This window comes from Sphingobacterium sp. UBA7038 (assembly GCF_002494055.1).
Taxonomy (GTDB): Bacteria; Bacteroidota; Bacteroidia; order Sphingobacteriales; family Sphingobacteriaceae; genus Sphingobacterium; species Sphingobacterium multivorum.
On sequence record NZ_DLAV01000025.1, the window covers coordinates 84558 to 109981 of the forward strand.

General features: G+C 37.4%; 33 protein-coding genes and 1 tRNA gene. 6 read left to right on the forward strand and 28 right to left on the reverse strand.

The window, feature by feature from the left end:
- Positions 1-485: 485 nt before the first annotated feature.
- The gene (locus B3H30_RS17150) at positions 486-1004 is read right to left on the reverse strand and encodes a YceI family protein (RefSeq protein WP_046676084.1); all 519 of its coding nucleotides are present in this window, start codon (positions 1002-1004) and stop codon (positions 486-488) included.
- Positions 1005-1190: 186 nt separating this feature from the next.
- Here B3H30_RS17150 and B3H30_RS17155 point away from each other — a divergent pair.
- Positions 1191-1264 (forward strand) — tRNA-Arg (locus B3H30_RS17155).
- A gap of 92 nt (positions 1265-1356) precedes the next feature.
- On the opposite strand, the gene B3H30_RS17160 is transcribed toward B3H30_RS17155, so the two are convergent.
- From B3H30_RS17160 to B3H30_RS24910, 19 genes are all read right to left on the reverse strand, one after another.
- On the reverse strand, positions 1357-1803 hold the full coding sequence (locus B3H30_RS17160) for a hypothetical protein (RefSeq protein WP_286834701.1): 447 nt from the start codon (positions 1801-1803) through the stop codon (positions 1357-1359).
- A gap of 1 nt (position 1804) precedes the next feature.
- Entirely contained in the window at positions 1805-4339 is a 2535-nt protein-coding gene (locus B3H30_RS17165; RefSeq protein WP_286834702.1) for a phage tail protein, read from the reverse strand.
- Complete coding sequence (locus B3H30_RS17170; protein WP_286834703.1) at positions 4339-4851, reverse strand: hypothetical protein; 513 nt, start codon at positions 4849-4851, stop codon at positions 4339-4341. Before B3H30_RS17170 ends, B3H30_RS17165 begins: the two co-directional genes overlap by 1 nt.
- 1 nt (position 4852) lies before the next feature.
- Positions 4853-9643 (reverse strand): phage tail tape measure protein, encoded by a 4791-nt coding sequence (locus B3H30_RS17175; RefSeq protein WP_286834704.1) that lies wholly within the window; start codon positions 9641-9643, stop codon positions 4853-4855.
- Positions 9644-9800: 157 nt separating this feature from the next.
- A complete protein-coding gene (locus tag B3H30_RS17180; RefSeq protein ID WP_286834705.1) occupies positions 9801-10166 on the reverse strand; it encodes a hypothetical protein in 366 nt (121 codons plus the stop codon).
- 53 nt (positions 10167-10219) lie between these two features.
- Entirely contained in the window at positions 10220-10513 is a 294-nt protein-coding gene (locus B3H30_RS17185; protein ID WP_286834706.1) for a hypothetical protein, read from the reverse strand.
- A 328-nt stretch (positions 10514-10841) separates the two neighbouring features.
- Positions 10842-11378 (reverse strand): hypothetical protein, encoded by a 537-nt coding sequence (locus tag B3H30_RS17190; RefSeq protein ID WP_286834707.1) that lies wholly within the window; start codon positions 11376-11378, stop codon positions 10842-10844.
- Positions 11379-11463: 85 nt separating this feature from the next.
- A complete protein-coding gene (locus tag B3H30_RS17195; RefSeq protein ID WP_286834708.1) occupies positions 11464-11865 on the reverse strand; it encodes a hypothetical protein in 402 nt (133 codons plus the stop codon).
- 2 nt (positions 11866-11867) lie between these two features.
- A complete protein-coding gene (locus B3H30_RS17200) occupies positions 11868-12536 on the reverse strand; it encodes a hypothetical protein (RefSeq protein ID WP_286834709.1) in 669 nt (222 codons plus the stop codon).
- A gap of 1 nt (position 12537) precedes the next feature.
- Positions 12538-12966, reverse strand: a complete 429-nt coding sequence (locus B3H30_RS17205) for a hypothetical protein (RefSeq protein WP_286834710.1) — start codon at positions 12964-12966, stop codon at positions 12538-12540.
- Positions 12967-13023: 57 nt separating this feature from the next.
- Positions 13024-13263, reverse strand: coding sequence for a helix-turn-helix domain-containing protein (locus tag B3H30_RS17210; protein WP_286834711.1), 240 nt, complete (start codon positions 13261-13263; stop codon positions 13024-13026).
- A gap of 157 nt (positions 13264-13420) precedes the next feature.
- Positions 13421-13702, reverse strand: a complete 282-nt coding sequence (locus B3H30_RS17215) for a hypothetical protein (protein WP_286834712.1) — start codon at positions 13700-13702, stop codon at positions 13421-13423.
- A 211-nt stretch (positions 13703-13913) separates the two neighbouring features.
- Positions 13914-14348, reverse strand: a complete 435-nt coding sequence (locus B3H30_RS17220; RefSeq protein WP_286834713.1) for a hypothetical protein — start codon at positions 14346-14348, stop codon at positions 13914-13916.
- Complete coding sequence (locus B3H30_RS17225; protein WP_286834714.1) at positions 14335-14649, reverse strand: hypothetical protein; 315 nt, start codon at positions 14647-14649, stop codon at positions 14335-14337. The genes B3H30_RS17220 and B3H30_RS17225 overlap by 14 nt, the downstream gene beginning before the upstream one ends.
- A gap of 38 nt (positions 14650-14687) precedes the next feature.
- Entirely contained in the window at positions 14688-15071 is a 384-nt protein-coding gene (locus B3H30_RS17230) for a hypothetical protein (protein WP_286834715.1), read from the reverse strand.
- Entirely contained in the window at positions 15059-15433 is a 375-nt protein-coding gene (locus B3H30_RS17235) for a hypothetical protein (protein ID WP_286834716.1), read from the reverse strand. The genes B3H30_RS17230 and B3H30_RS17235 overlap by 13 nt, the downstream gene beginning before the upstream one ends.
- Positions 15434-15679: 246 nt before the next feature.
- Positions 15680-18283 (reverse strand): bifunctional DNA primase/polymerase, encoded by a 2604-nt coding sequence (locus B3H30_RS17240; protein ID WP_286834717.1) that lies wholly within the window; start codon positions 18281-18283, stop codon positions 15680-15682.
- A gap of 131 nt (positions 18284-18414) precedes the next feature.
- Positions 18415-18678, reverse strand: coding sequence for a helix-turn-helix domain-containing protein (locus B3H30_RS17245; protein ID WP_286834718.1), 264 nt, complete (start codon positions 18676-18678; stop codon positions 18415-18417).
- Positions 18679-18682: 4 nt separating this feature from the next.
- The gene (locus B3H30_RS24910) at positions 18683-18859 is read right to left on the reverse strand and encodes a helix-turn-helix domain-containing protein (protein ID WP_376780987.1); all 177 of its coding nucleotides are present in this window, start codon (positions 18857-18859) and stop codon (positions 18683-18685) included.
- A gap of 194 nt (positions 18860-19053) precedes the next feature.
- Between B3H30_RS24910 and B3H30_RS17250 the strand changes: the two genes are divergently transcribed.
- The gene (locus B3H30_RS17250) at positions 19054-19344 is read left to right on the forward strand and encodes a hypothetical protein (protein WP_286834719.1); all 291 of its coding nucleotides are present in this window, start codon (positions 19054-19056) and stop codon (positions 19342-19344) included.
- A 129-nt stretch (positions 19345-19473) separates the two neighbouring features.
- Complete coding sequence (locus B3H30_RS17255; protein ID WP_286834720.1) at positions 19474-20004, forward strand: hypothetical protein; 531 nt, start codon at positions 19474-19476, stop codon at positions 20002-20004.
- 565 nt (positions 20005-20569) lie between these two features.
- Here the strand turns inward: B3H30_RS17255 and B3H30_RS17260 are convergent.
- Complete coding sequence (locus B3H30_RS17260) at positions 20570-20794, reverse strand: hypothetical protein (RefSeq protein ID WP_286834721.1); 225 nt, start codon at positions 20792-20794, stop codon at positions 20570-20572.
- Complete coding sequence (locus tag B3H30_RS17265; RefSeq protein WP_286834722.1) at positions 20775-21248, reverse strand: hypothetical protein; 474 nt, start codon at positions 21246-21248, stop codon at positions 20775-20777. The genes B3H30_RS17260 and B3H30_RS17265 overlap by 20 nt, the downstream gene beginning before the upstream one ends.
- A gap of 57 nt (positions 21249-21305) precedes the next feature.
- Here B3H30_RS17265 and B3H30_RS17270 point away from each other — a divergent pair, with 57 nt between their 5' ends.
- A complete protein-coding gene (locus tag B3H30_RS17270) occupies positions 21306-21494 on the forward strand; it encodes a hypothetical protein (protein ID WP_201638657.1) in 189 nt (62 codons plus the stop codon).
- On the opposite strand, the gene B3H30_RS17275 is transcribed toward B3H30_RS17270, so the two are convergent.
- Positions 21487-21924, reverse strand: a complete 438-nt coding sequence (locus tag B3H30_RS17275; RefSeq protein ID WP_286834723.1) for an SOS response-associated peptidase family protein — start codon at positions 21922-21924, stop codon at positions 21487-21489. The two genes, B3H30_RS17270 and B3H30_RS17275, sit on opposite strands and share 8 nt — an antisense overlap.
- Positions 21905-22174: an SOS response-associated peptidase family protein gene (locus B3H30_RS17280; RefSeq protein ID WP_286834724.1), complete on the reverse strand. Its 270-nt coding sequence runs from the start codon at positions 22172-22174 to the stop codon at positions 21905-21907. Before B3H30_RS17280 ends, B3H30_RS17275 begins: the two co-directional genes overlap by 20 nt.
- 64 nt (positions 22175-22238) lie before the next feature.
- On the opposite strand from B3H30_RS17280, the gene B3H30_RS17285 reads away from it, so the two are divergent.
- Positions 22239-22478: a hypothetical protein gene (locus B3H30_RS17285; RefSeq protein ID WP_286834725.1), complete on the forward strand. Its 240-nt coding sequence runs from the start codon at positions 22239-22241 to the stop codon at positions 22476-22478.
- A 3-nt stretch (positions 22479-22481) separates the two neighbouring features.
- On the forward strand, positions 22482-22904 hold the full coding sequence (locus B3H30_RS17290; protein WP_286834726.1) for a hypothetical protein: 423 nt from the start codon (positions 22482-22484) through the stop codon (positions 22902-22904).
- Between the two features lie 9 nt (positions 22905-22913).
- On the opposite strand, the gene B3H30_RS17295 is transcribed toward B3H30_RS17290, so the two are convergent.
- The 4 genes from B3H30_RS17295 to B3H30_RS17310 all read right to left on the reverse strand — a co-directional run bounded on the left by B3H30_RS17295 (position 22914) and on the right by B3H30_RS17310 (position 25270).
- Positions 22914-23258, reverse strand: coding sequence for a hypothetical protein (locus B3H30_RS17295; RefSeq protein WP_286834727.1), 345 nt, complete (start codon positions 23256-23258; stop codon positions 22914-22916).
- A gap of 243 nt (positions 23259-23501) precedes the next feature.
- The gene (locus B3H30_RS17300; RefSeq protein WP_286834728.1) at positions 23502-24104 is read right to left on the reverse strand and encodes a hypothetical protein; all 603 of its coding nucleotides are present in this window, start codon (positions 24102-24104) and stop codon (positions 23502-23504) included.
- A 234-nt stretch (positions 24105-24338) separates the two neighbouring features.
- Complete coding sequence (locus B3H30_RS17305; protein ID WP_286834729.1) at positions 24339-24803, reverse strand: hypothetical protein; 465 nt, start codon at positions 24801-24803, stop codon at positions 24339-24341.
- Complete coding sequence (locus B3H30_RS17310) at positions 24803-25270, reverse strand: Panacea domain-containing protein (RefSeq protein ID WP_286834730.1); 468 nt, start codon at positions 25268-25270, stop codon at positions 24803-24805. Before B3H30_RS17310 ends, B3H30_RS17305 begins: the two co-directional genes overlap by 1 nt.
- Between the last annotated feature and the right edge of the window lie 154 nt (positions 25271-25424).

The window sequence follows — 25424 nt, forward strand, 5'->3', positions numbered from 1 at the left end:
TTCGAGCATGTCTTTTTTAGTTAAGACGCAGATAATATGTTAGATATAGTATAACTGACTACAAAGATAGATTTTTTTTCTACCTATTCATTTCTTTAGATGAATTTCTATGATGCCCTTTGCTCCTGACGTACAATTCAATATTTTTACATTTAATCGAACCAAAGATTCTTTAAGTCAAGTCGTTAAGCAGATTTACATGTTGATTATCAATTGTTTATACTGAATTTCGTGGCACATTTTTTCAAAACTCCAATGTGCCACGAATGTGCCACAAAAATTATGAGTGTTTTTGAAAATTTTAGTAATTCCCATAAACAAAAAAATCCTGCAAATCATTGATTTTGCAGGATTTATCTATTTTTTAGTGCTTTTTAAAAACTTTAAATTTGCACCTGGCGGAGAGTGAGGGATTCGAANNCAACTCTCCGCGACAAAAGTACGAATTTTCACACTCCCACCAAATTTTATTTTATATATTGCGCTTATTGAGCTTTTATAAACTGAATATCAGCACTAAATTTTACTTCGTCACTTACCATTACCCCTCCTGTTTCCAACGCCGCATTCCAATTAAGGCCAAATTCTGAACGTTTGATTTTGCCTTCTACAATAAATCCAGCTTTCGTATTTCCCCAAGGATCTTTTTGGATACCCGCAAATTCCAAGTCGAAAGACACCGGTCTAGAAACGTCACGAATTGTCAAATTTCCCTTAATTTCATTATTCTCCAAGCTCGTTGCTTCAAATGTAATTGCTGGATATTTCTCTACATCAAAGAAATCTGCACTTTTTAAATGACCATCACGTTGCTCATTACGTGTATTAATCGATGCCGTGTCAATAACAACTTTCGCAAGGGCATTTTTAAAATCTTCGCCCTCGGCGTCAACATCTATTTTAAAACTGTCAAAGTTTCCTTTAACGTTTGTAATCATCATGTGTTTTACTTTGAATTCTATCTCGCTATGTGCAGCGTCTAGTTCCCATTTTCCTTGTGCCATAATTTTATGTTTTTTTCTATTTGTTTAACAGCACAAAGTTAACAGCAGTTTTATTCAATTTGTTTGACCTAGATCAATAAAATAATCTTGTTGAAAAGCAATCAGTTATTGAAAAACCACAAAAAAAAGTCAGTGATATTTTGGAAATACAACACAAATGTCTACTTTTGCATTACCGAAAACGACGCGCCAATAGCTCAGCTGGATAGAGCATCGGTTTTCTAAACCGACGGTCTCAGGTTCGAATCCTGATTGGCGTACTTAAAAGCTCCTCTGTATGACACAAAGGAGCTTTTTTATTGGGATGTTATCGGTTTTGTTATCGCTTTTATCGATCTGTTATCGGATCAGACTAAACCGAAATGTTTTTTAGGATGTATTCGATATCGTCCTCTAATTTGAATGTTGCGGAAGACAGGACGGTTCTATTGTAGTTGCTTTCTAACCAACTAGCGTACTCCATGCCTGCAACCATGACAACTCCCCAACCTTGGGTAATTCGCAACTGACTCAAGGCAAGATCGCGCCCGGCCTTTAGACCTGGAGCCTTATCCGTTCCGTATGGTGCAAGCTCGAAATTCTCATGCAGCACTTTACCATCACGATAAATGATGTAACCTACAGATGACCTCAGTTGTCCCGTCTGGTCGTTATAGCCTTCCGGTGACACCTTGGCTCTTTGAATCGCGATACGTTCATCGCATAGCTCGATAAGCCGCTGAAAGAATAGATTGTCTATGTCCTGTAGTTGCTTTTGAACAATTTGATCGAAATCTAGCTTTGTTGTTGTTAGTTTCATATTAGAATCGATTAGTTGAGCTGCCATTTGAAACATAATCAACTAGCAAGCCGTTAATAAAATTGAAATGATAATAAACCGTACTTGATGCTGTGTTTGCTAAAGTAATTTTTCCAGTTAAACCTTTTTTGCCTTTTACCTCGATATCCCCGTTGACAATATTCAGAGCGATTGCTTCCACTGCTTTATTATCTACATCAATCATAAGTCCAGTTCCAGTGGTTAAGTTCCGGCCATCTCTTAAATAACACAACACATTATAAAATGCGGATGAAGGGCTGAACGCTCGCCCGATGGAGAAAACCTCTAATTGATCAGCAGACATTGACCTAATCCCTGAAACGGTATTTTCTTTCATATCTCCATTAAGGAAGTTATCACCAAGTAAAAAGTTTCCGATGTTTCCTTTATAGGCGCGCATCGATCCATCGTTTAGCACGTTGAATGGAGCCTTATGTTTGTTTTCCTCGGTATCACCAGCCCAGAACCGTACAGATCTATTCGGGTCGTCTCCAATTACATTCCAGTTGTCATCGTATATTTTACCATCCGCTAAACCACTTATTCCGGCATTGTTATATCCGTCGCTCCCCACTGTCACTACTTGGGCGAATAAACGATTAACATTGATCATGTATGCGCTGATAACATCGGTCTCGATACTTCCCCCGCTAATCAAAGTAAAACCTTTGGTAGGCTTGAAAGATCTCACGCCCTCGATGACACTTGAAAGTACGCCAAAATTGAAGTGCCAATAGCTAGGTTCCGACTCAGTGCCCATTTGTTCAGTGGATAATACCCATTCACCACTGAGAGCTGTTCGGCTGACTTTAGCGGATAAGTAATAACTTTCCAATGGATCCAATCCAGTAATTGTAAAAGGATCTAGTAACCAGATATTCCCTAAACCTTCAATCTTGAAAACCTTATGGATCAATCGGCCAGCTGTCAAAGCAAAGCTATTGGGGTCACCTCCGGCATTAACAGACATTACAACATCGTCCAAATCATAATACATAGATTCAGTTCCGAACCAACCAGCTATTGCTTGTTGCATGGCATTCTCCAAGTTTCCATCAGGATCGAATACCTTTGATCGGAACTCAGTCAGGGCTTGGACGTTCCGGCGATCACGTTCCCAAGATTGCTTGTTGTGTTGGGTGATAACTTCCTGATTTTTCTTAATGTCGTTTTGGATCTTTTGCGATAATGTATAAGTTACTTCATTTCCGATCACTGCATTAAATTGCATTCCATTTTCAAGCACATCAGGATAGTGCGCCGGATAGTTTACCTCAGTAATCCTAATGTTTGAATCAATCCCCTGGTCTATATCTATAACTTTGATTATATCGCCAGCTTCAAGCATTTCGTTCGATTTCTTTAACTGGATAATGTCAATTTCAAGGTCATAAACCACGCGAGGTACACTATTACTATCTAAGTACTCTTGACGTTTTGCCGTCAGCTCGGTGACCGCAGCATCAATGTAGCTTTGCGGCATACGGATACCAACCAACGTGTATTTATCGCCAATTTCGGCGTGCACTGCTTCTGTCGGAAAAAGAATGCCGTTGCCTTCATCATTCGCTTTGAAACGGATACTTTTATTAGCAGGACTATAGGATTCTATCTCGAAAGTATTTCCCTCCAATAACCCTGACTTAAAAACGATTTGCGGTGTTACCCCATCCACTCTTTGGTCGTTCAAATCAAAATCAATTGAACTATCTGATATGGTGAATTGTTGCTTGTTAATTTGGGAAACCGCTGTAACGGTACCTGTTCTTTTTGGATAGATTTCCTCATCAATAAACTCGCCTTCACGGATGCCGTACAATGCTGTATTCTTTTCGATATATCCATCAATTGTAAAATAGTCTCTCATTCCAGCCGGAAGATTATTGGAACCGCCCCGAGCATAAGCCCGGGTAACTATCTTTTTATCATCTATGATTTTTCGGGTTAAACTATATAGTCCTTCACCTTTACCATATTTGAACGTCAAAGCTCTTGCGGTACCGACTGTTTTTTTAAGAGAAATTACTTTGCCTTTAACACCCCATTCGCCTTTCATATCTTCGGCTACCATTGTAAGAGCGTCAAGAATATATGTTGAATCGAACTCAACTGTCACACGTCCCATATCTTCAAATTCACCTACCGTCCATCCTGAAGACTTGCTATTGGCACAATCGACAATAAAATTTAACCACTCCTGAGCCGTCCCTGAAAACGAGAACTTACGAGCGCCAAGGTGTGTAATGAATAAATTAGATAATAGGTGGCGTGACCCCTCAAAAGCAAAATCATATTCAAATGAAAAGCGACTTGTTTTCCTAATGCTCGGGGTATTGTTCAACGTGTATTCCTCGCCCTTATATGTCAAAGTATCGCCGACAACTAGGTCAAGCAGTTTTGAACTTTGAAAACTAAACGATAACAGATGCTCAGCCATTACCTTATTGGCATATACCCCGGCATTCAATGGTATCTCTATAGTATTGATGCCTTTTCTTTTTATTTGGATCTTCATTAGAATAGTTGTTTTTGTTGTTCGAATTGGATAGGCTTATCCGGATAACTAAGGATCAAACCGTTTACGTCCGCTAAATAAAAATCGACTCCAACCGGCGCGAAGTTGTTTTCGAGAACTAAGGTGAAATCGGTGTAAATAATATTGATAGTCTTTCGTGGATTAAAAATGTTTAGATCAGGCGAGGTGATATACCGCAACGCGAATGACCGTCCCAATGCGTCCACTCTCAGGTTGAAGCCCTCAGGTTTTTTAAGAATATTCAGCAAAACCTCCCTTTGCTCTTGTAATCGAGCAAGGGAAGTTGAAGACAGGTAGCACCCGATATTGTACTGCAATGGCTCAAATATTGTTGGGGAAAAATCGTCATAGTTCTTCCCGTGTTCATCCGGCCAGTCATAAAATGCTCGTTCTTTCGGTGTTGGAAGTTTTAACAATTCACTCCATACACCTCGCTTAAAAAATAAACTAAACTTGGCAGCAGTATTTTTGTTGTCTATTGCAAAACTCATATTATCCTCCTGCGTATGCCCTCGTTGATTGAGGTGATGTGTTTTTATTAATAGTTCGGAGTTCCTTGACGGCGTTCTGTAGCTCAACAACCGTTGCTGCGGTATTATTTTGAATATTGTTAAGCACAACTAATCCGTTGCTGGTCAATTCGACTATTTTACCCATTGATATAGTCTGGCTTTGTGATTCCTGTAAGGATCGTTTCGAAAGTTCAAATGTTGATCTAAAAAGGCCTGTCAATTCACTGGCAGTAGCTTCTGTCATTTCCTTTTGGATAGAACCTTTCAGTCCAGACGATTTAGTATCTCCTTCATATCCCATTAAATCCATTATCTCCTGATACCGTTTATTCCCAGCTTCTGCAATAGCTTGGTATTGTGCTTTAAGTGTTTCGGATTCCTGTTTGGTAAGGCTTCCATCTTCCATGGCCTCCATAACCTTATCGTACCACTCTTGAATACTTTGAGTCATCTTACCGTCCTGAACTAAACGTAATACGGCTTTTTGCATGTGCTTGTAAAATGAATCCGATATATCTCCAAAGGTTAAATCAGCTTGAGAAAACAGATTGTCAAATTCACCTTTAATATCATCGAAAGAAACACCTGATAAAGCTTCCTGCAGAGCATCCTTCAACTCCTTGGTTTGCCCTTTGGCGTCAATCATACTTTGTCCGTACTTGCGCACTTCCTCCGGCAATCTAGCCCACAATTCGGGCTGTCTAAGTAATAGTGTTTCCCATTCTTGTGAAGACATGTTCAAAAGCTCCTGTCTACTTAGGACATTGCCTAATTCTTTATCATAGTTGTACCAATTAGAGTGCTTGAATAGGCCTGCGCCTTGGGAAAACCAAGCTTCAAGACTTTTTCTATTAGCGATCAATTTTGAATTGACAAGGTCAAGGGCTTCTGTGTAAGCAGACAATGAATCTTTGCCTGATTTCTGCGAAAACAGTTCTTTTTGTTTGTCGATCAGAATATCAAAAGTTTCAGAAAGTGTGTTGTAATAATCCTGCTCTTTTTTCAATTCCTCATTACGTTTCTTCGACGCGCCACTCAAAAAAGAAAATAAAGACTGGACGACAACTAATGCGGCCTGAATAACAGCAAGGATTACAGACGCTTTTTCCGCTGTTTTGATAGCAGATGTAACCGCAATCGCTGCTACCGATAACGCGGTCAAAGAGGATAAAGCTGTGGCTCCAACTTCCCCTATAGCGTCTTTTAAAACTGACGCAGATTCAACTGCATTAGATATGAAGTCAAAACTATTTTTTGTCGATTTAGAAAGGTTGACCCATGCCGTTTTTGTCTTCTCAGCGGCTTCCGCCGAATCGTTACCGGCATTGTTCATGATTACCTTAATTGATGCTGCCAGTTGTGTAAACGGATTTTTTTCGATTAGTAAGTTTTGAGCTTCCTGCAATTGACGTTTCAAGTTTTGAAGGTCTATTGGATCGAACTTTCCTTTCAGGTCGTCGAACTTAGTTTCAATTGTTGAAATAAGATTTTCAATTTGTTTGACTCCCATTTCATCCATACCGGAGAACAAAGTTTCCCATTCAATAGAGCCTGTCAGTTCTTCAACGACGGCCTGAGAGGTACTACGTCCCTTTTGTTTACTAAGCAGTTTTTCGCGATCAGGAGTTAACTCGTTATTATCACGCAGGGATTTGATTTTATCTTGATAATCTTGCTCAATTGCAACTAATTTATCATTTACAGTTTGTGCAGCTCTTAGAGCTTCGATCAATCCTTTACTTTCTCGCTGACGCTTATTCTGATCTATTTCCGCGATACGGATGCTCAATTTTTTCAAAGCTTCTTCCTCAGCCTGAGTGAATTTCATGGTGCTTACATACTGCGCAAGGTCTGCTGTCTTTTTCTTAGTGACCAGGCTTTCGTAAGTAGCTCTTACATTTTGCTCGTAATCTTTGAAAATAGCCAACTCCTTTGCATAACGTTTGTCTGCTGCCGCCTTTGAAGTTTGTTCGGCATAAGCGTTGTACTCGTCAAGGAATTTTTTCTGAGCATCGAATTGAGTTTCCGTTGCCTTAGTATTCTGCCTGATCTCCGCTTCGCTTACTTCGAAGTTTTCCGACCGTTGCAAACCACCAATATCAACGCGTAAACCCTTATTTTTAGGATCAGCATAAAACTTACGGACTTCTTCCTTGATCTTAGCATATTTATCCTTTACAGACGCAACTTCGGATTCATCACGGGAAAGTTGGTTCCTAGATGCCGTTTCGTTGATCTTGTCGATTTCAAGTTGTAGAGAACGCTGGCGCTCGGTGGCTTGGCGTAATTGTTCCGCTGCTCTTTCCGACTTTCTTTTATCTTTATCTGAAACACCAAAATCAATTCCCGTCGTATCCACATCAGATTTAAGAAGGCTACGCATTTTTTTCAAATTCTCCGCCAATACAGGATTTGCAAACGCTTTATTAAGGGTGGTTTGCTTCTTAATCATTTCCTCTTGATTTGCAATGATCTTTAACTGTTCCGCACGTGTTTTTTGGGAGAACTCAGCGAAAAATTTAGAATTGTCTTCTGATGCCTTTTTAGAGTCGTTAGGGAAAATCCAATTTGAAACTTTATCAAATCCGCCACCAGTAGCCCAATCTACCGCACGACCTGGGATCGTCATTTTAAATCCAGTAGAAATGTATCGGAATACTCCTTCAAAGATGTTTGCTGAATCGGCAATCTTATTGAATGCTTCTAGCATATCAGCGACATAACCGATTATTGCTACTGATGTTTTTCCAATTGCTCCGGATCCGTTTTCTATAGACAACACCAAGTTATCCCAGGCAATATTGATTCGCTTGATCTGATTAACCAATTTACTTGCCCCTGTTTCGAACTCCGCCTGCATAGCGCCATTTGCATTCTTTGCAGTAATCATTGCATTAGTCAATGTATCATAACCAGTTGATGCTAAAGACGCAATAACTCTTTGATCCCGAACTGCTATAATACCAGTACGTTCCAGTGCTTCATTAACGGAGCCACCTGCTTGGTTAATTTTGTTCAAACCTCGAATGTAATCCATGAAGACACCGCTGGCATCAGTTTTAAAACGCTTTTGTAAATCAGATTGAGTGCCTCCGATAATTTTTAATAAATCATTTACACCTTTTCCAGATCTAGTCATTTTCTCGAACTGTCCGAGTGTACGTGAGAAAGTTGAACCGACAACCTCCGCTTCTAGACCTACTGCTTTCGTTGCTGTAGCGTATGCAAGTACGTCTTTACGGCCGATCTTATATAAACCAACGTTTTGCCCTATAGCTTCGGCATTCGTCAAAATCTCAGATTCGGTGGCCGCGAAGTTGTTACCAAGGTTTACAATCTCGTCTCCAAATTCTTTAACATTCTGGACGCCGCCATCAGTAAGGGTAAGGAGTCTAGCTATTTTTGTCGCGCCTTCCTCTCCGCGTATATCTGATGCGGTCTCCAATTTGGCTAATGCTTCTGAGAATGCGAGTAGGTTGTCTCGGCCCTTAACACCCAATTGTCCGGCAACCTGTGAATATTCAAGGAGTTGCTTTGATTCTACCGTTTTCAAAGCTCGCGAAAGCTGTATTATGTCATCCGAATACTGTTGAAGCGCCTTGCCGGATAATCCTGTTGTTTTACTAACGCTCTTTAGGTCGTCATCAAATTGGATAACAGTATCTTTGTTAGCCTGGAATAGTGCGAACAGTCCGCCAATGGTAGCAACTGCGGCTCCAATTGGAGTAGAGACAAACGCCACCAAGTTTTTGAATGCACCGGCAATACCGGCACCAATTTCCTTGAATATCCCAGGTTTACCAGCTAATTCATCTATTGAGGTGCCGAACATCGCAAGCTGACTGTTAACACGGCCAACGATTGGAATAATGTTATCTAATGCGTTGCTGTAATTGCCTACATTCCGTTGATGAAGCCCAAGGCTTGCGTCAATATTTTTAATGCCTTTGTCTAGAATTTGGGCTTCTTTAACAAGGTCTTTTGATTGATTTTCCAACAGCTCATACGCTGCACTATTCTTAAGCCCCTGGCGCTCCAACTTGAACATTTCGGCCAACACATCTTTAGCTTCTTTTCGGACAGTTCCAAGGGCTTTATTTAGCTGGTAATACTCGCTACTTTCCTTTTCAAGCTGCTTTCTTCTCTTTTCGGCGGCCTTTGCTGCTTTTTCAGCTTCACGTTCAGCGTCTTTACGAGCTTTCTCGGCTTCCTTTACCGCTTTTGTCGCTTCACGTTCCGCCGCGGTTACCTTACGACGTTCTTCGGCTTGCTCTTTAAGCAGGCGGTTATACTCCTGCAATTCAATCTGACCTTGTTTATATTGGATATTTAATTCCTTTTCTGTTTGAGTCAGATCTTGGGCAGCAGACTTCTTTTCCGCTAAGGTTGCCTTATGCTCTTGTTCAATTTGCTTTAAAAGATTCAATTCGCCTATTTCCTTCGAACGCTCCTCACGCAGACGGCGAATAGATTCAATATTATCTAATTGGGCTTGTTTGAGCTTCTTTTGCTCATCACTTAATTGACGGATAGCACCCGTTGACCTTTTAGCATCCCCCGATCCGTCAATGTTTAGTCCGCCAATGGATGCGGTTTTGCTTTTTACTTTTTCGAGATTATCTATTACCCTTTTTAACCCCTTTTCCGTCTTATCGAAATCAATGATACTTTTCGCCTTAGACTCCCCACTTTTAAAGAGTGCCCAAAGATCATTTAGCTTCTTTTTGGCCTCGCTATCATCAACTGTGACTTTGTAATTAATTTCTGACATAATATTTGTTGCTCAATATTTATCAGTAAAAATAATTCTATAAAAGCCTATATTACATTATATTGGTTTATATTACCTAAACCTTTGATTAAAGTTTAGAAAATAAAAAAGGATGCTCTAAAATAGGGCATCCTTTAGCAAAAAAGCTTGATTAATACTAAATTACACGCTTATCCACTATGTAGACTGTTCTCACATTAGCCAACTCGATTTCAAAGTCTGGATATTCCTTTTTATTTGAATTAAGGCTGCGCAAGGTGATTGTTTTACAGTCCTGAGAAACGTAGTACACTGATTTTAGTATAATATCTCCGTCGTACATCATAAAGACACAACTAAATGCGATTAATTCGGGGATCTTGGCGCTCCATTCATCTTTTGGAACCTCGCTACACTGCAAAACCATTCCGTCGGTAATAGCGTTGTAAATCTTTCCATTATTCATACTGTTGCCTTGTGCTTCGAAATAATGGCATTTGGCTTTTACATTAGATTTGCTGGGTGTTGTTGTTAGTTTTAGCATTTTTATAACAATTTTGGTTATTTAATATTTTTACTATCCGGTGTATGCTGGGTTTATACACATTCCTTTTCCAATTCTAATAGACGATTCCATAGGTCAGTTAGGAAAGTGGAAAGATATCCTACTTTATTTAACATCGTTATAGCAGCATCGATTTGATCTCGATTATTATTGTCCCTTTCTTCAATCAAAGTATAGATAATATCATTGTCATTATCATAATTGCACTCATTGTTGTACCAGTGAGCTTTGTAGATTAAATCCCGAAGCTGGGTAACTTCGTCATGGGTGAAGGAGAGGTTAACGCACTTTGGCGCTTGATTTGGTGTTGTTGTTAGTTTTAGCATTTTTACACAACTTACCGGCAACAAAAAGCCCTGCCGTGTGGGTCTGCTAAAACTAACAAAGTCAGCACAAGGCTGGAAATTGTAACCACACGAACAGAGCAAGGTCTGTATATTTTACCAATACCTAGTATTGGTATATATGTCTTTTTCTTGAAGAAATTTTAAAAGCTCTTCTGACTTTGTTAGTTTTAGCATTACTAATATACAAAACTTAGCAACACTTAACAAATTAATTTGATGCAAATATAGAATATTTTTTTTATTGATAAATAAGGTATTCCGTATTGAAATGCAATAAATTATACACACGCAAATCAATTTATCACATCTACCTTATTACTAGATCGATGGCTTTTCTAAACAAAAGCGAATTTTTCCTTTTGATCTCCAAATTCTCTACCGTTTTGTAGGAATTATTAAGTCTTGCTGATACTAGGTCATTTTTAAGTATTGTGTTCACATTTTCTCTTGATAAATCATACTCAATCTCTGCCCCAGGAACGCCGCTCAGGCGCAAACCTACAGCACCTTTTCCGATGCTCGAATAAATATTTTCCCTTGGATATAGTTCGATGACTTCACCGTTTGAAAACTTCAAGAAAAAGGGTTGATCTGTTCGGACTTCAAAATCTTTTCCATCATCAATTATGACTTTTATTGATAATAAAACATTATTATTTATTCGCGAGAATTTGAATGCTACAGATGAGGATAAGAATAACTTACTATCAGAAAATAGCGTTTCATATTTAGTTGACGTAACGGATTCGTTAGTAAACGGATCTATATTCTTTTTATCTAACTTTTGAGCTTTAACGGCTCCAATGGATGCAAAAGCAAACAGCACATAGATTAATCTTTTCATAAAAAGTCGTTTGATAGCAAACTTAGTGAAAAGTTAGGAGAAAGAAAAAAGGGTAGCCAAACAATAGCTACCCTGTGGACGGGGTTTAATCGTCAAACCGTATTTGTCCCATAATAGACATTATTTCCAACGCGCTTTGAAAATCAATGTTTTGGTAAACTTGGCCTACCGCAGCTTTTATTTGCTCTACTGTCCAGGTTTCAACAATACCGCTTGCGACTTGTTTTGTTAAGTAAGAGGGAACCGCGCAAGCTGTAACAATCATATCAACGTATCCGGCCAAATTACCATCAATGACTGTCATTAACTCATTCGTCTCTTTGCTTTTCAACACAACACCGCTGTTTACCAAATGGCAAATCTCTAGAGTAGTTTTACCAGAGTAAGGGCGGAGATTAAGCGTTATGCTCTTTCTCCACCCTAAACAAACACGAAACCACTCAATCACACTATATTTTGATTTTATATTTATTTTTCCTAATTCCATTGTTATTCACTTTCTTTACTCATGCCATTAAACAAATCCCACATGTCAACCTTTTCACCTTCTTCCGGCTTACCACCGCCGGAATCCTCTGGGCGCGAAGCTGACAACACCGAGCAATACATCAACAAATTCGTATAAGACATATTCCATTTAAGATCATGTTCATTACACCCTTTGAAGGATACCATCGCATTAACTAACAAAGCCCAAAAAGAATTCGACCCTGGGTAGGCTGTGGTATTTTTTGAAGGTTTGAATTGGAAATGTTCCGATAGCTCCCGAAAACTAACCTTAGCTAGTATTTCCCTAAGCGCTGTTAAAATCTTCGGCAAGCTGAATTGAGTATATACCGCATCAACTATTTTAGGATCAATAGGCTTTGGGGAGTTCTGACATGCTGCTGCAATAACCTTAGAAAGACGGTACAACGAATTTATTAAAACCTCAATAGATGCATTCCTAACATCTAATTCAGTGGTGCTAGATGCCAACGTCTTGATTAAAGGTGATACTGGATCCAAAAGTAAACATATACGCTCCATGCAGCCCAGCGATATTGACTCCAGTACTAACTCATGCCGGTACTCGTTGCCCTCGGTATCGGTAAGCTGTACGGAGCCAATGATCACCGGCTCGTCAACAAAAGTCGCTGCTATTGCTGCTCTTTGCATATCACGATTGTTCTTGACTTTCAAATACGTTACCGTTATAGTCTACCCACTCACAAGCATGTTGATCTACCGCAGCGTTGTAACACGCCATGTCCATTTTGCTAATTAGTTCAGGATTATTGAGAAGCTGTCTTGACTGGTCTAATAATCCCCAGGTCTGAAAAAGTCGTTTCTCAAGCTCTTTTATTTTCAATATGGTATAATCGGTTAATGTCGGATCTGACGAATTACCAAAATCAACATCAATAAGAATATTCATCAAACGTTGATCCTTCAATAAGTCAGGATTGACGGATATATCCCAAATGAATTTCTTCAATTGTTCAATCTGTTTTTCTTGCTGCTTGACCAGCTCTAAAAGTTCACTATTCATTGCTTTTTCAATTAAACCGATAACAATAACCGATAACAAATTAAGATTAATCGGCATATATAAAATTAGATAAGGTGTGTAGTACGCCTATTGGGTTTCGGAATTATATTTTCTTCATGGCATTTCGATCAAAATAGGCAGATGACTAGCTGCAGGGAATTCTGTCGAGATTTGAGTTTTGCCGGTTTTGATCCTTTCTTCTAAAATCGGCTTGATCTCGTCCGCGCTTATGTAGTATTGACTGTCAAACTTCTCCATTTTGATTTTACCCTTGTTCCTCCATGCGTATAGCGTCGTGCGCTCGATGTTAAGCATACGACTGGCTTCTTTGTTACTAAAAAACTTCTGTTCCATATAGCTAAGGTAAATACATAATATGTTATATTATAATATAGTATAATGCAATATCTAAACCTTTGCCTAAAGTTTAGATATTAACATTTTAAACAAAATAGGGGATCGTGAAATACGATCCCCTTTACGCATCACACTCGTTATGATGTTGGAAAATTCAATCTGTCAATTTCTTAATACTATCGCTAATATAATTGTTTGTTGGTAACCCGAATACTTTCCTATCTTCGTTGTCCGCCTTATATCTCAAGTAAGAAGCAGCATTTAGAATAAGATGGATTTCGGGGTACCCTCGATCACGAATCTCCTGTAAGGTCTCTATATGCCTATTCTTGATAAGTAATTCCAAGAAGTAGCGATAATTTTCAGTGCCTTGCTCAATGATACAACCTCCGGCATACCATTTGCATTTGTCAAAATCTATATCTCTGCTATTCATGGCATTGGGAACAATACAAAACCTTTGTCACTGTTGTATTTAACAAAATTCAAAGGATGATTCTTTATTCCCAGACTTTCCCCTTCATTAATTATTTGAATTGGTTGATCAGGAAATGATCTAATCTTTCTTAATGGCTCTGTGAAGCCAAATCCAATTAAAGAAATTAAGCATTGCCTATATTCTTTGGTTTTCGGGTTAATTGTTCTCATTATGTCAATTGTGCATGATTAATAACTGGATAGCCAAGCTTTCTTGCGATCATCTTAGCCTCCTCACTATATAACATTACTAATACAATAGGGACTCGCTGCGGTGGACTCATCAAATTTAAATCAATGTACGATGCTCCGTCAAACACGATATCCAAATCTTTTTCTTTGTTCTTACCAAAGACTTTCAATGCTTCGATATCTAAATTGATCAAGAACTCTTTTTTAAAATCAATGTAAGCAGGGGAATCATTATCCGCATGCCACCCAATCAGCTTCTCATCGAATCCTAAAATAGTGCGAAATCCGGGCAATTTATAAAAGTGATAAACAAATGAACCATCTTCGGTTTTACTAATACTCTCGATAGTTCCGCGCTTTATTTCTTCAGGAGAAATTCCTGGGCCATTACTAATTTCTTCATGTATTCTCATCTTCTTCCAAAATTTGATCTATCAAAGTGTTTAATTGCGCCGCATTCAATTTTTCCAATTTTGTATTTGATTCAATTTTGGCATCAATCGTTGTTGATTGTAAAGTTGGAATAGCGTACTTCATCATTTTGTCCATAAACAGGATTTTATCTTTGTCATCTAATCTATCCCAGATCTCATAAACTTCGTTCCATTTGTTTTTCAGAAATGCGTCGATGCCACCTCTCAGATCTGTTGTCACTTTGTTAGGAACTCCCTTTGGTCTCCCATTGGGATTGTTAGTTTTTCCTTTTACTGCCATATTCTGTATTTCTTTGTTGTTTTCAAAAATTACTACCTCTATTCGCCTTTAAATCTAGATATATACTGATCTTTGATCCTGTCTTTTCCAAACCATCCTGTTCTCTTTACCCAATATTTAGCACCAAACTTTATAAAAACTTCAATAATTGACCTATCAACATGCTCCTGATTGAATGGAAGGTGATAATCATAATTATACTTTAAGTTTTCTATTGCTTTGTTAGCTATCGCATTAAGAAGGTTAAAGGATCTATATTGACGCTTGAGTACGAAAAAGGCTCTGCGTATAACATAGCGCTTAAAGCCTTCATCACTGGCTAGAATTTTCTTTCTTTCATCCGCAACTTTCTTGTTCATGAAATCAATGCTAGTTTGGTCTTCGGCATCCACCGATGTTTGTATTTTTCTCACTTTTGCCATTTTAATTGTTTTAACGATTCAACCATTTGATCCACAATTTCTGATAGATCCTTATATTTTTTATATTGAAAAATTGCATCAGACATCTTTTGGCTCACTGCACTCTTTGTAACACCTTTAACTCTAGCCATCGCGCTAACCAGTCCATGCGCAACCCGTGTGCCGTATGTTATGGTTCCAGGAGAGTATAATAGAAGACATACGCAAATAAAAACGCTTGTCCTGTGTTCTTGCCATTGTGAATAGAAATAAGCTGCATAAATTGCATTATTATCAATAGTTTTTGAATCAATATTGATTATAGTCTTATAAGCTTCCGGAAACCTAATTTTAAGTTCTTCAACTATCCTTTTATCTGTCATTTTTCCTTGGTTCCAAAAAATCTCTAAAAAACGCCCAAAACTTTTTTTATACAGGAAATAAAAATCATTTTGTTTTTAACCCCACTGTTTTTAGCGTATATTTTAATCATCATTCTTTTTTTATTTTCTGTTGAGTTTTAAAGAAAATACTTTGGTTTTTTGGAACCAGTCTAAAAATATTGCTTTAAACATATTTAAAGGCTGTTTTTCGGTTCCAAAAAAAAACCAAACGGTTCCAAAAAACGCTTAAGGTTCCAAAAAATCTTGCTCTATAAACTCATATATCCAATTTTTTTCATTGGTTTTATTATTAAGACCCTTGCGTTTATTGTAGGAAAATTCAAATCCTTTTTTCTCTGCGAAATAGGAAATCAACTCATAAATTTGAAAAGATGTTATTTTTTGGAACCGATTTTGGAACTGATCAAAGTATGATGCTATCTCATCTTTTAGATTTTTAACAAAACCCGTAGGACGATCGTCGATTAGTTCATCAGTAAAGTCACTGATTCTCTCAAATAAGTCCTCTCCATATTTTAACACTAATTGTTTAAACTGCCCACCTTCTGACAACACAACTTCGTCGATCTGTCCATCTTGTTGTAAGTGATATTGGATACATTCAATTATGACTTCATCATAGCTCATCCAATCCTCTGCCGTAAAATCGTCAGGAAACATTTTACCGTGTACTTTTTTGACACCGCCATTCTTTGTGTAAAAAGGCGTAAACTCAATGGGCCTTGCTCGACGCTTGAGTCCTCCATCGGATATATCATAGGAAAAATTGGTAGATGCAACAAACTTTGGTGACAATTCAAATGGTATACTGCTTTCGTCTTTGTATAGCTTTTTAATTGTCATGTTGTCAGAAACAGGATTCTTAAGCATAGGCCAATAAAAGTTTTTCCTAAGGTCTGACATAACGAAAATATTTTGCCCATTCCAAGACTGCAGCATCTTTTCATCAGTTTTTACAATTGCTCCATCCACCTCATGCACAGTAGTTGTCCAGCTAAGAGACCCTGTAAATACATTCTTTCCGGATCCTCCGCCGTCTTTAATATTGGGTACTTCCTCCGTCAATATTATAAGGTAGGCTCTATCCTTTACTTTTTTCTTGTGAGCAAGGTAGCCCAAGCAATTTTTTACATGGTCTGTGTATCTAGTGGCGTTGGTTAGATAAGTTTTATAAAGGTCGGAACTGGGTTGATCGAAAAAATATTCTCGTTGCTGTATCTGAGAGTCGAAAACAAATAGATCCTGTCCTTTTAGCCACTCGTAACCCAACTGTTTGACTCCATCAGCAGATATTGCCAAGATACAATTAGTATAGCATTTATAAGCTACGCTTGCTTTGTCAGCTAATATACATTTCATATCCATCCTAGGCAGCCGGCTCCGAATATACTTTACTTTTGTACTTAGCTTTTCTTCGATAGAATTATATATATCGTCCAGCAGGTTACTATCTTCAATTTTCACATAATCACGTAGACTATCAATCAGGTTATTCAGTTCATCTTCGCAATTAGACACAATACGGGTGTCAAAATTGAATTTGCATAGTCTGCCTAAATGGTCACAAAATCCCAGCCCTTTGAGGACAAAAATAACATCGCTCAAATGGATGCTTATTCCGTCGTCTATTTTCCAAAACTCACCAAAAGGGTGAACAACATTGCTTCTTTCAATTCCAGCTTTTATACTTTCCTTTGCTTCAGTACTAAGGTTAGCAGGCCCCGATTTTTTTTCATTTATTGCCTTTGCTATTATTGCTCGTTCGACTCTAGGTTTTATTTGTCCATAACCCTTATCAACTAGGTAACGAAATGCCTTTTTCTTGTCCCCTGCAAATCCAAACTCAGCAAGCAACGTAGCAGGATTATAACCTCGCTCGTTATTAAGGTCGGTTGAGCTAGTAAAAATAAAGAAAACTCTTTTTTCATGGTTCCAGCTTGCAGATACTCCATTGTCTTTTCCAGGACGTGTAAACCAAATGAACCGAGCATTGTCTTTGAGGTATTTCCACCCATATTCCTCCATTAATTTAATAGGATCGCAGGTATTGTTGAAATCTTCAAAAGGATTGGTGGTATAATAATCGTTTTGTGATTTTGTCGGCTGCGGTGTAGGAGCAACTTTAATTACTTCGTCGTATGACCGACATAAGTTGATTAAACCGCAACGTTCTTCCCAAGTAATTAATGGGATTGGCACATCTTGAACGACTGAATAGCCAAGGGATGGAGGGTATAAGAAGTAACCACCCTCACCACGGGTTTCTAAGAAGTTGATCGTTTTGCTCAGGCGTTTCTTTCCAGCCTTCAATTGATCTTTTACTTCATCATCGGTCGCATAACGTCCAGCGAGCTTTAAATTCCCTTCAACGTCATGATCTTCGATTCTGTATATAATATGTCGGCCTCCCGAGGGCGTGGCATGAATACGTATTTTAGGAAATATCTCAGGATATAATTTTTCAATATCCTTTATTAGCAAGGCTTCTATACCTGGCTTATACTTACTATCAATATCGATAAGCTCTAATCGGCCCGATATTTCACCACACACAACCCCAATAGCTGTAGTATCATATTGGTTCATTGCTTCCCATAACTCAGCTTCAGTCATGCGTTCGGTCTGTTGGGGCTTCCAAGAAACCATACAAGGCGATTTAGCTTTTTTATCCCCATGATCTTTATCTCGAACGGGAATTAAAGATATGCCATCGGCCAACAAAAACTTTATTTGGGGCCAAATATCTGATAGAGAAATATTGTTATTGTCAAGGTTGTTTTGTATGTATGTAATGCTTTTTTGTGTATGTTCTACATTACCGTTCCGCATAATACATGAGTTATATCCATTTGTTATTCAATAATTTGCATAATTGGACATAAATCTTTAACTTAGTGGTGTTATAGATTATAAATAAAGAATTTGTCCAAAAGCTACTGCCTGCGCCAAGTAGCTTTTTTTTATGCGTTTTCATCTAGGTATTGATCAAGATCCGATTGTTTAAACTTAAGGTTCCGGCCAACACTTGATTTTTTCAACTGTCCAGAGTTAACAAGCTTAGTGATAGTGTCAACATGTACTTTCAAGTATTTTGCCGCTTCCTCTCTACTCAGTATTGTGTCGGCCCCTTTAGACCGCATCTGCTTAAGCTCTGCGACTTCCGCCTTCAATTCAACCATCATATCAAATAATGTTTGAAATGGATTTGCTAAAATGTCTTTCATTGGCTTAGTTTAAACTCTTTGCAAATTCTAATACTTCGTCCAAGTCGTATTTGATATTTCTTCCAATCTGATAAAAAGGGATCCAATTCTTTTTGCGCCATTTGTATAAAGTGGTCCGGTGAATATCTAGGATTCTGCATAATTCTGAGTCGTCAATCAAATTTTTAGTTTTCGTTGTCATATCTGATTATGTTTAGAGTTTTATATTATCATTAAATCAACAAGACAAAAATACAAGCCAAGTAAACTCAAAATTCCCCCATATAAACCTTAAAGTAAGGATGGGGGAATTCTTTATTAGCATATCGCCACATGGTAAAAGTGTTATTAGAATGATTGACAGATTCCAATTATCTTTGGAAATAAAGATTTGATATGCAATTAGATTATAAATTAGCGGCTATGCTTAAGGAGGCCGCTAAATTAGGCGCGCAAGAAGCGTTAGTACAGGCTAATATTATTCCTGCTTTTATCGCTAAAACTAAAGCTTATAAGTTGTACGGAAGAACTACCGTTGATAGATGGATGCAAACGGGCCAAGTTCATTTCCACCAAGATGCTCCAAATTCTAAATGCTTAGTATCTGTGGCGGATCTTGCTGCGGTAGCGGCATCACAATCTTTAGTGCAATATATTACCTGGGATGAAAAGTGCCTTAATAAATGAGGAAGTTAGGAAAGATCCTAAAGGATCTATTTGGATTTGTGTGTCAGTCGGGGCATTGCTTTTTGTTATTGGTTTAATTTGGTTTTTAAGAAGGAAATAATTAAGATTGTCTAAAATTAATTAGCCATTATGTTTCCAAGTCTTCCAACTGATAATCTATATAAATTTGTTTTTGTAGGTTGTATTTTTTTAATCGGATTTATAGTATATTATAGAACTTCAAAAGAGGAGATTATATATAAAGAACATAATAATTTAACATTAGAGTATATAAAAAATGAAAGCCGTTCTAAATTGTTAGACAAGGATAATGAGAGGTTTGGAAAAGATTTAGAGTTTTGGGAAAATAAAAAAAAGATTTCAAATTATCCTAAAGATAGTATGAGGAATGTCCTCGATAAACATTATCTAAGAACACTTAACTTAAGGGATACAACTTTGATTTTAATAGAAAATCTAAAATTTGCTAACAAGAAATTGAAAGATTTTGAAGAATCTAAAAAATGGTCTGAACTTGCGATTGTCATACTTCTTATAATAATTAATTATTCTGGATTTGCATGGTATAATAAAGTACAAAAAATACAAGATCAAATACTAAAGAATGAGGCAATTTTAAAAGAAAATCAAGTTAGAGAATTAAACAAAAAATCCGATTAGCTGTTATATAAATGCTAAATCAAAGGTAAAATACATTTCATTTGTTAAGGTCGAGTCTTGTAACTCGGCCTTTTTTTATTTTTTGAAAACCAAAAGTGATCTGATATTGTATTATAGGTACTTTTCATATAGGTAGTAATTTAAAACCTTGAGATCCCTCCCAGACTCAAGGTTTTTTTATTTAACAAAACAATTCTAAATACTACTTGTTATACAAATTCTCAATAATAGGTAACTATAAAACATGTCTAGGTCGAGATTCTCAGTCTCGGCCTTTTTTTTAAACAAAAGTGGAATTAGATTTGTACTATAGATACTTTTCAAAAATATAGGTTAATAATGGCTCAAGCCTTGGGTTCCCCACTCAAGGCTTTTTTAATTTTTATCAAACCAAGAGTATTTTGCTTTTGTCCACTGATTGACGATCCATCAAAGTCTATCAGTTCAGTTGGTTGATTTATTTGTATGGTCAGGTGTAATGCCTGGCCATTTTTCAATGTATGTCCCGGTCCAGTACGGATTTAATTATAATTTAGTTATGGCTGGTCGTGAGATCAGCCTTTTTTTATAACGTAGGAATTTCCCCTGATTCGATCATCTCAATCATTATATCCGCTTCATCCCGGGATAACCATGAATTGTTGTTGAAATGAACGCGCCAGCCTTCGGTGGTGTAAGAAATACTTGTTATAAAGTATCTATTGATGTACACATGAAAATAGCCGCCCATGAGTGAGGTAATCTCTAAAACCTGTGGTACACCATCGACTTCAAAACCTTCGAATATCATCCTTTATCCACTTTAATTCACCCCGTTGGATCATACCGATATACTTTTGCACGTGATTGTCCGTCAAAAGGCTGTTGTCTTCAATATGATAATCGAAAGCCTTTGAAAATTTATCATGCTCAATGCTGCCTACATAGGCGTTATTGAGATAGATATGCCAAAGGCTATATTTCTTTGCGCGAATTTCTACTACTTGTCGCTTGCCTTGGTGATAAAACAGCTCGGGCACATCGCTATCAAATCTAATGATCAGTGCATCAATACAAGCTTCTTTTATATCGTCTGCAAGTTCACCATACGCTAGTTCCCATTCCCCAGCGGACTTCCTGAACACATAAAAAGCAAGTCCATTTTTGTTGTATAGATGATAATCTTTCATGCCCATAGTCTTATCGTGTATGCTCATTTGGACATACATAACACGATTTCGGCAGTGGACTTCTAACGGTTTCATGTTTCAAAAATACTAACAATTTTAGTAATTTATCAAGAATAATTTTAAATTTGAATTATGAAACTAAGTAAACAACCACCGGATGGGTATGTAAATCATGTAAGAGAGTCAGCCCTATTGGCTGCGCAAAATGTTGGTATAGAGACTGGCGCGAAGATCTTGGAAGAAGGATTAAAGCAATGGCCTGACGAATTGGACGCGGCTATAAAATGGGTTGTGAAGGAGAGAAGAAAAAAGCTTAAATAGCGTCTTGTATATCGGGACGGTTGGTATCTCCTTTGGCTCCGGTTACACGGAAAACTTTATGAGCTCCGAGTTCACCTTCATAAGGAATCATTAGTTGCTGAACGTCCTCCTTGGTACTAGCGTTTAGCCAAGCATCGCGGCGATCGTGAGGAATGATCAAAGGCATTCTCTTTTTCTCATTATGGATCTCCTCGAGTAAAGGATTGGCAGCTGTCGTGATAACTGAAAAGGTCGGATAGACATTGTTAGTCTCGTAATCTTTGAAATTAGCGTATACTACCCCAATAGTGAATATTTCTTTAGTTGGAGTGTATATGTAATAGTTTTCAGTGTCTTTTTGCCCTGCCACTTTGTGCGGCTCGTAGAACCCATTGACGTAAAGTAGGCCCCTAGTTTTAAGAATGTAATTGCTATACGACTTTTTTTTCAAAAATCGACTCAGATTCGGCATTCAATGTGTTAGCATATTTGGCGGCATCATCCTCAGTTTTTACCCAAAAAGGAATAAGCTTCCATCGAGCGGCAACAATGCTGTCTTGGTCCTCATTTAGTGTTACCGGGAGGTAGGGACGGGTAAATCCGCTGACATGGAAAATCTCTTCATTTTGGTAATGCACATGAAGGTTTTTAAACTCTTTCACCAACTGGGCCGTGCTTGGAGTGGAAGTATGGTAACACATAATTTTGTATATTTAATTAAAAGTAACAAATAAAATGCGATTCGAAAAGGTTACTCACTCAGTTTTGAAAGAGCTAAAGCGAAAAGGCTATAATGTCCTTATTGCCCCAGCCGATTGTGAAGACAACAGTAATGTCACATGGAAGGCTATCGCGGTACCTAATGTTATGGATTGGCTGGTTGCATTGGATTGTGAAGGTATCACGGCCGTGCCATTCCAAGAACCGAATATTTTAGTTATTGAAGATGCATTGAACAATATACATGATGAGGACCTATTTGGAAGCATATTTATAGAATTTTAGATTATGAAAACATTGCAACAATACTTTAATGAAGTAGGGGAATACGGCCGCAAGCTTTATTTGAGAAATGAAGCAATCCGCACTGGCAGTTGGGAACTGTACGAAGCGACTTTAAGAGAAGAATTTCCGGATATTGCTGTCGAAGAATTGCAGGGAGCCCGTGATTTGTCTGTCCGTGTGAAACAGATGTCGAAGGAAGAGTTGAGCCAGTGGATTACCAAGAATCGCATCAATATGATCACTTCAGACCTTTATGTCTTGGATGAGGGAAGTATATTGCGCGGTTCGGTTGTTCCTACTGGTGATCTTCAATTTCTCATCGGCGATGGATTGGAAGATATTATTCAATGTAATGTTTCGCCCAGAGACGTGCTGACATTGACTAATCATGAAGTTTATTGGGTTGATCCAATAGTAAAAACCTAGATTTTTGGTCTAGGTTTGATCTTTAAAAGAATTATATCTTTCAATAATTTGACGATATCTATTGCCCTTTGATGAACTCAAAAAAGGTGTGTTTTCAATGGTTGTAAGAGATTCAAAAAGATCTTTCCATAAAATATATCCTTCGAGTTCGGTAAAATTTATCGTGGAAACAGGCGCAGCTCCTCTAAAAGAATCAATGATTGATATTGCAATTTTGATTGCTGATTCTTCTGCTTCAGATTTATTTTTCTTCTCCTTGAGCCTATGATAAGTACTTTCTACTTCTTTGTCAAGTTCTTCGATACTGGCGCCATTTAAGGCGTTTATTTTTGATAAATAGTTATTATAAGACATAAGATGTGGTATTGATTCATACAAATATATGGCTGAACGTCATTAAAGTGCTAGAAATATTATTCAACATTTTGGATATTAATGACTAAAGGTAGCAAAAGCGCCCCGAATACTTTAGTCGGAGCGCTTCTCTTTGGTGTTTGGTGAGTTTGTCAGTATTAAGGCTGAGGGATCGGCGGCAGGTTCTGGGGAAGATGGTACGGTTGTGAAGTTGAAAGGTCTGGTTAGTCAGCGCCTTTCAATTTAGTTTTTTATAACACCGGATAGACTTATTATTTCTTCTTTCCAAAAAGCGTTTGTCTCATAAATACTACTGCTTACAACTTCAACTTTTTCAATATTAAATAAGCTTAAATAGTAATTAAGGAGATTTTCGCAAGTAATTATAAGGCTCTCTGCGTCTGACCAGTTAAAAAGTAATTCTTTCCCTGGATGCACTTCTTTCTCAGTGTGAGCATAGTACTTGTCTCTGAGTTTCTTTGCTCGAGTCAGAATTTCTTTATCATTTTCCAGTTGTTGTTGCAGTTGGTCAAATAATGTTCCAGATAAATCAACACCGTAAGAAATCAGTTTCTTCTTAATTCCCTCTAATGAAACAGTTGCGTTATTGTCGTATATTTTGCAAATCTCAATTACAAATAATCGCCAACCAAAGATTTGCATTTTATGAAATAACTCTGATTGTTCCATAAATAAAAATAGTTCTGAATTTTGCTTAGGATTAAGATAGTCAACTTTCGGGTAATTGATAAACTTAGCTACTTCAATAAATGATCTAGCATTTTGGATAACAATTTGGAGCTTTCCAAAGACCTTATCAATTGATTCTCTTTGTTCTTTGTTCATGATAAATAATATGGTTTAAAATATAATTATACGGTTATTTATATTTTAAACCAATAAAAATAAATAATAACCTACCTTCGTAAAATAAAATGTTCAAAATGTTTGTAAAATGTTTGGTTTGTTTAGATATTGTTAACTCCGGGTCTGGGTGCACTAGACCTTTGAGCCCCCCCCCCAGCATCGAGTGATGTTTGGGTAAATAAAAAATCCCCTCGGTTTGGAGGGGATTAACAATTATTTTTCACCACGTCTTTTTTTAGTTAAATAAAAACTATGAGTTTTATCTAAAAATACTACATAAAATGTATCGTCCACAACATGTCCGGCTACAACAGAAACTCCATTTATGTGTATTCTAGCCCAATTAGCATCTTCAGGAACATGTTCTGGGAAATTAAACATGGTATAATCCTTTTTTGGAAAATCCCCATATATAGTAAACTTATCCCCATCTACTTGCTCTAATAAAGGACGACAACAATATCCCTGTAAAGTTTCAAACAATTTTGATAGAAGACCAGCCTTTTGCCAATCAGGATAATTACTGCCAAACTTCTGGGTTTTATCGAGATGAGACAACGATATCTTAAAATTACCTTTGATTTTGTCGTCGTTTACAGTTTTATTTTTTTTATTATCTAGCGCTTCAGTTATTATGGATTTGGATTTACTTTTGTCTAGAAATTTCTTTTTTGCCATTATGAAACTAACTCGCTTTTATAGAAATCTCTCATAGTTTCTTTAGATATTTTGTTGGCGCATTTATCTCCTGCGGGAACGCCAGCTCTTGCTTGAATCCATGGATATTCTCTATGAGTAGCACTTTCTAATTCGAAAGCACTCCACGAGTTAAGTGTATTTAAAACATCATTCAACAAATCAACTTGGTCACTACTTAAACCAAGCGCATCTATTTGTTTTAAAACATCTCCTTTATCCCCTTCGAATACAAGATCTTTATACAACACAGCTTTGCTTTTATATATGTCGAATACTTCTCTACAAACTGGCCCATGCACCCATGCTTCAAACTCTTCATCGATAAGAGAACTATTAAAATAAGCCAAATGATATGCTTCACAGTAAAACAAAAGTTTCTGTAATTTTAAGTGAGACATCGGGTTATAGTTTAATAAAATATAATCCGCTAATAGTTGCGCTTTCATGGCTTTAATTCGTTGTTTTGTTTCTTTCTCGTTCTGGCACTATTTGTTTAAAAAACAGCGTCAAATTAGATTGGGTATTTTCACAAACACACGTAAAAAACACGCATGTTTGTATATACCATTTCCCAATTTTAAGACATAATTTTTAAATTGT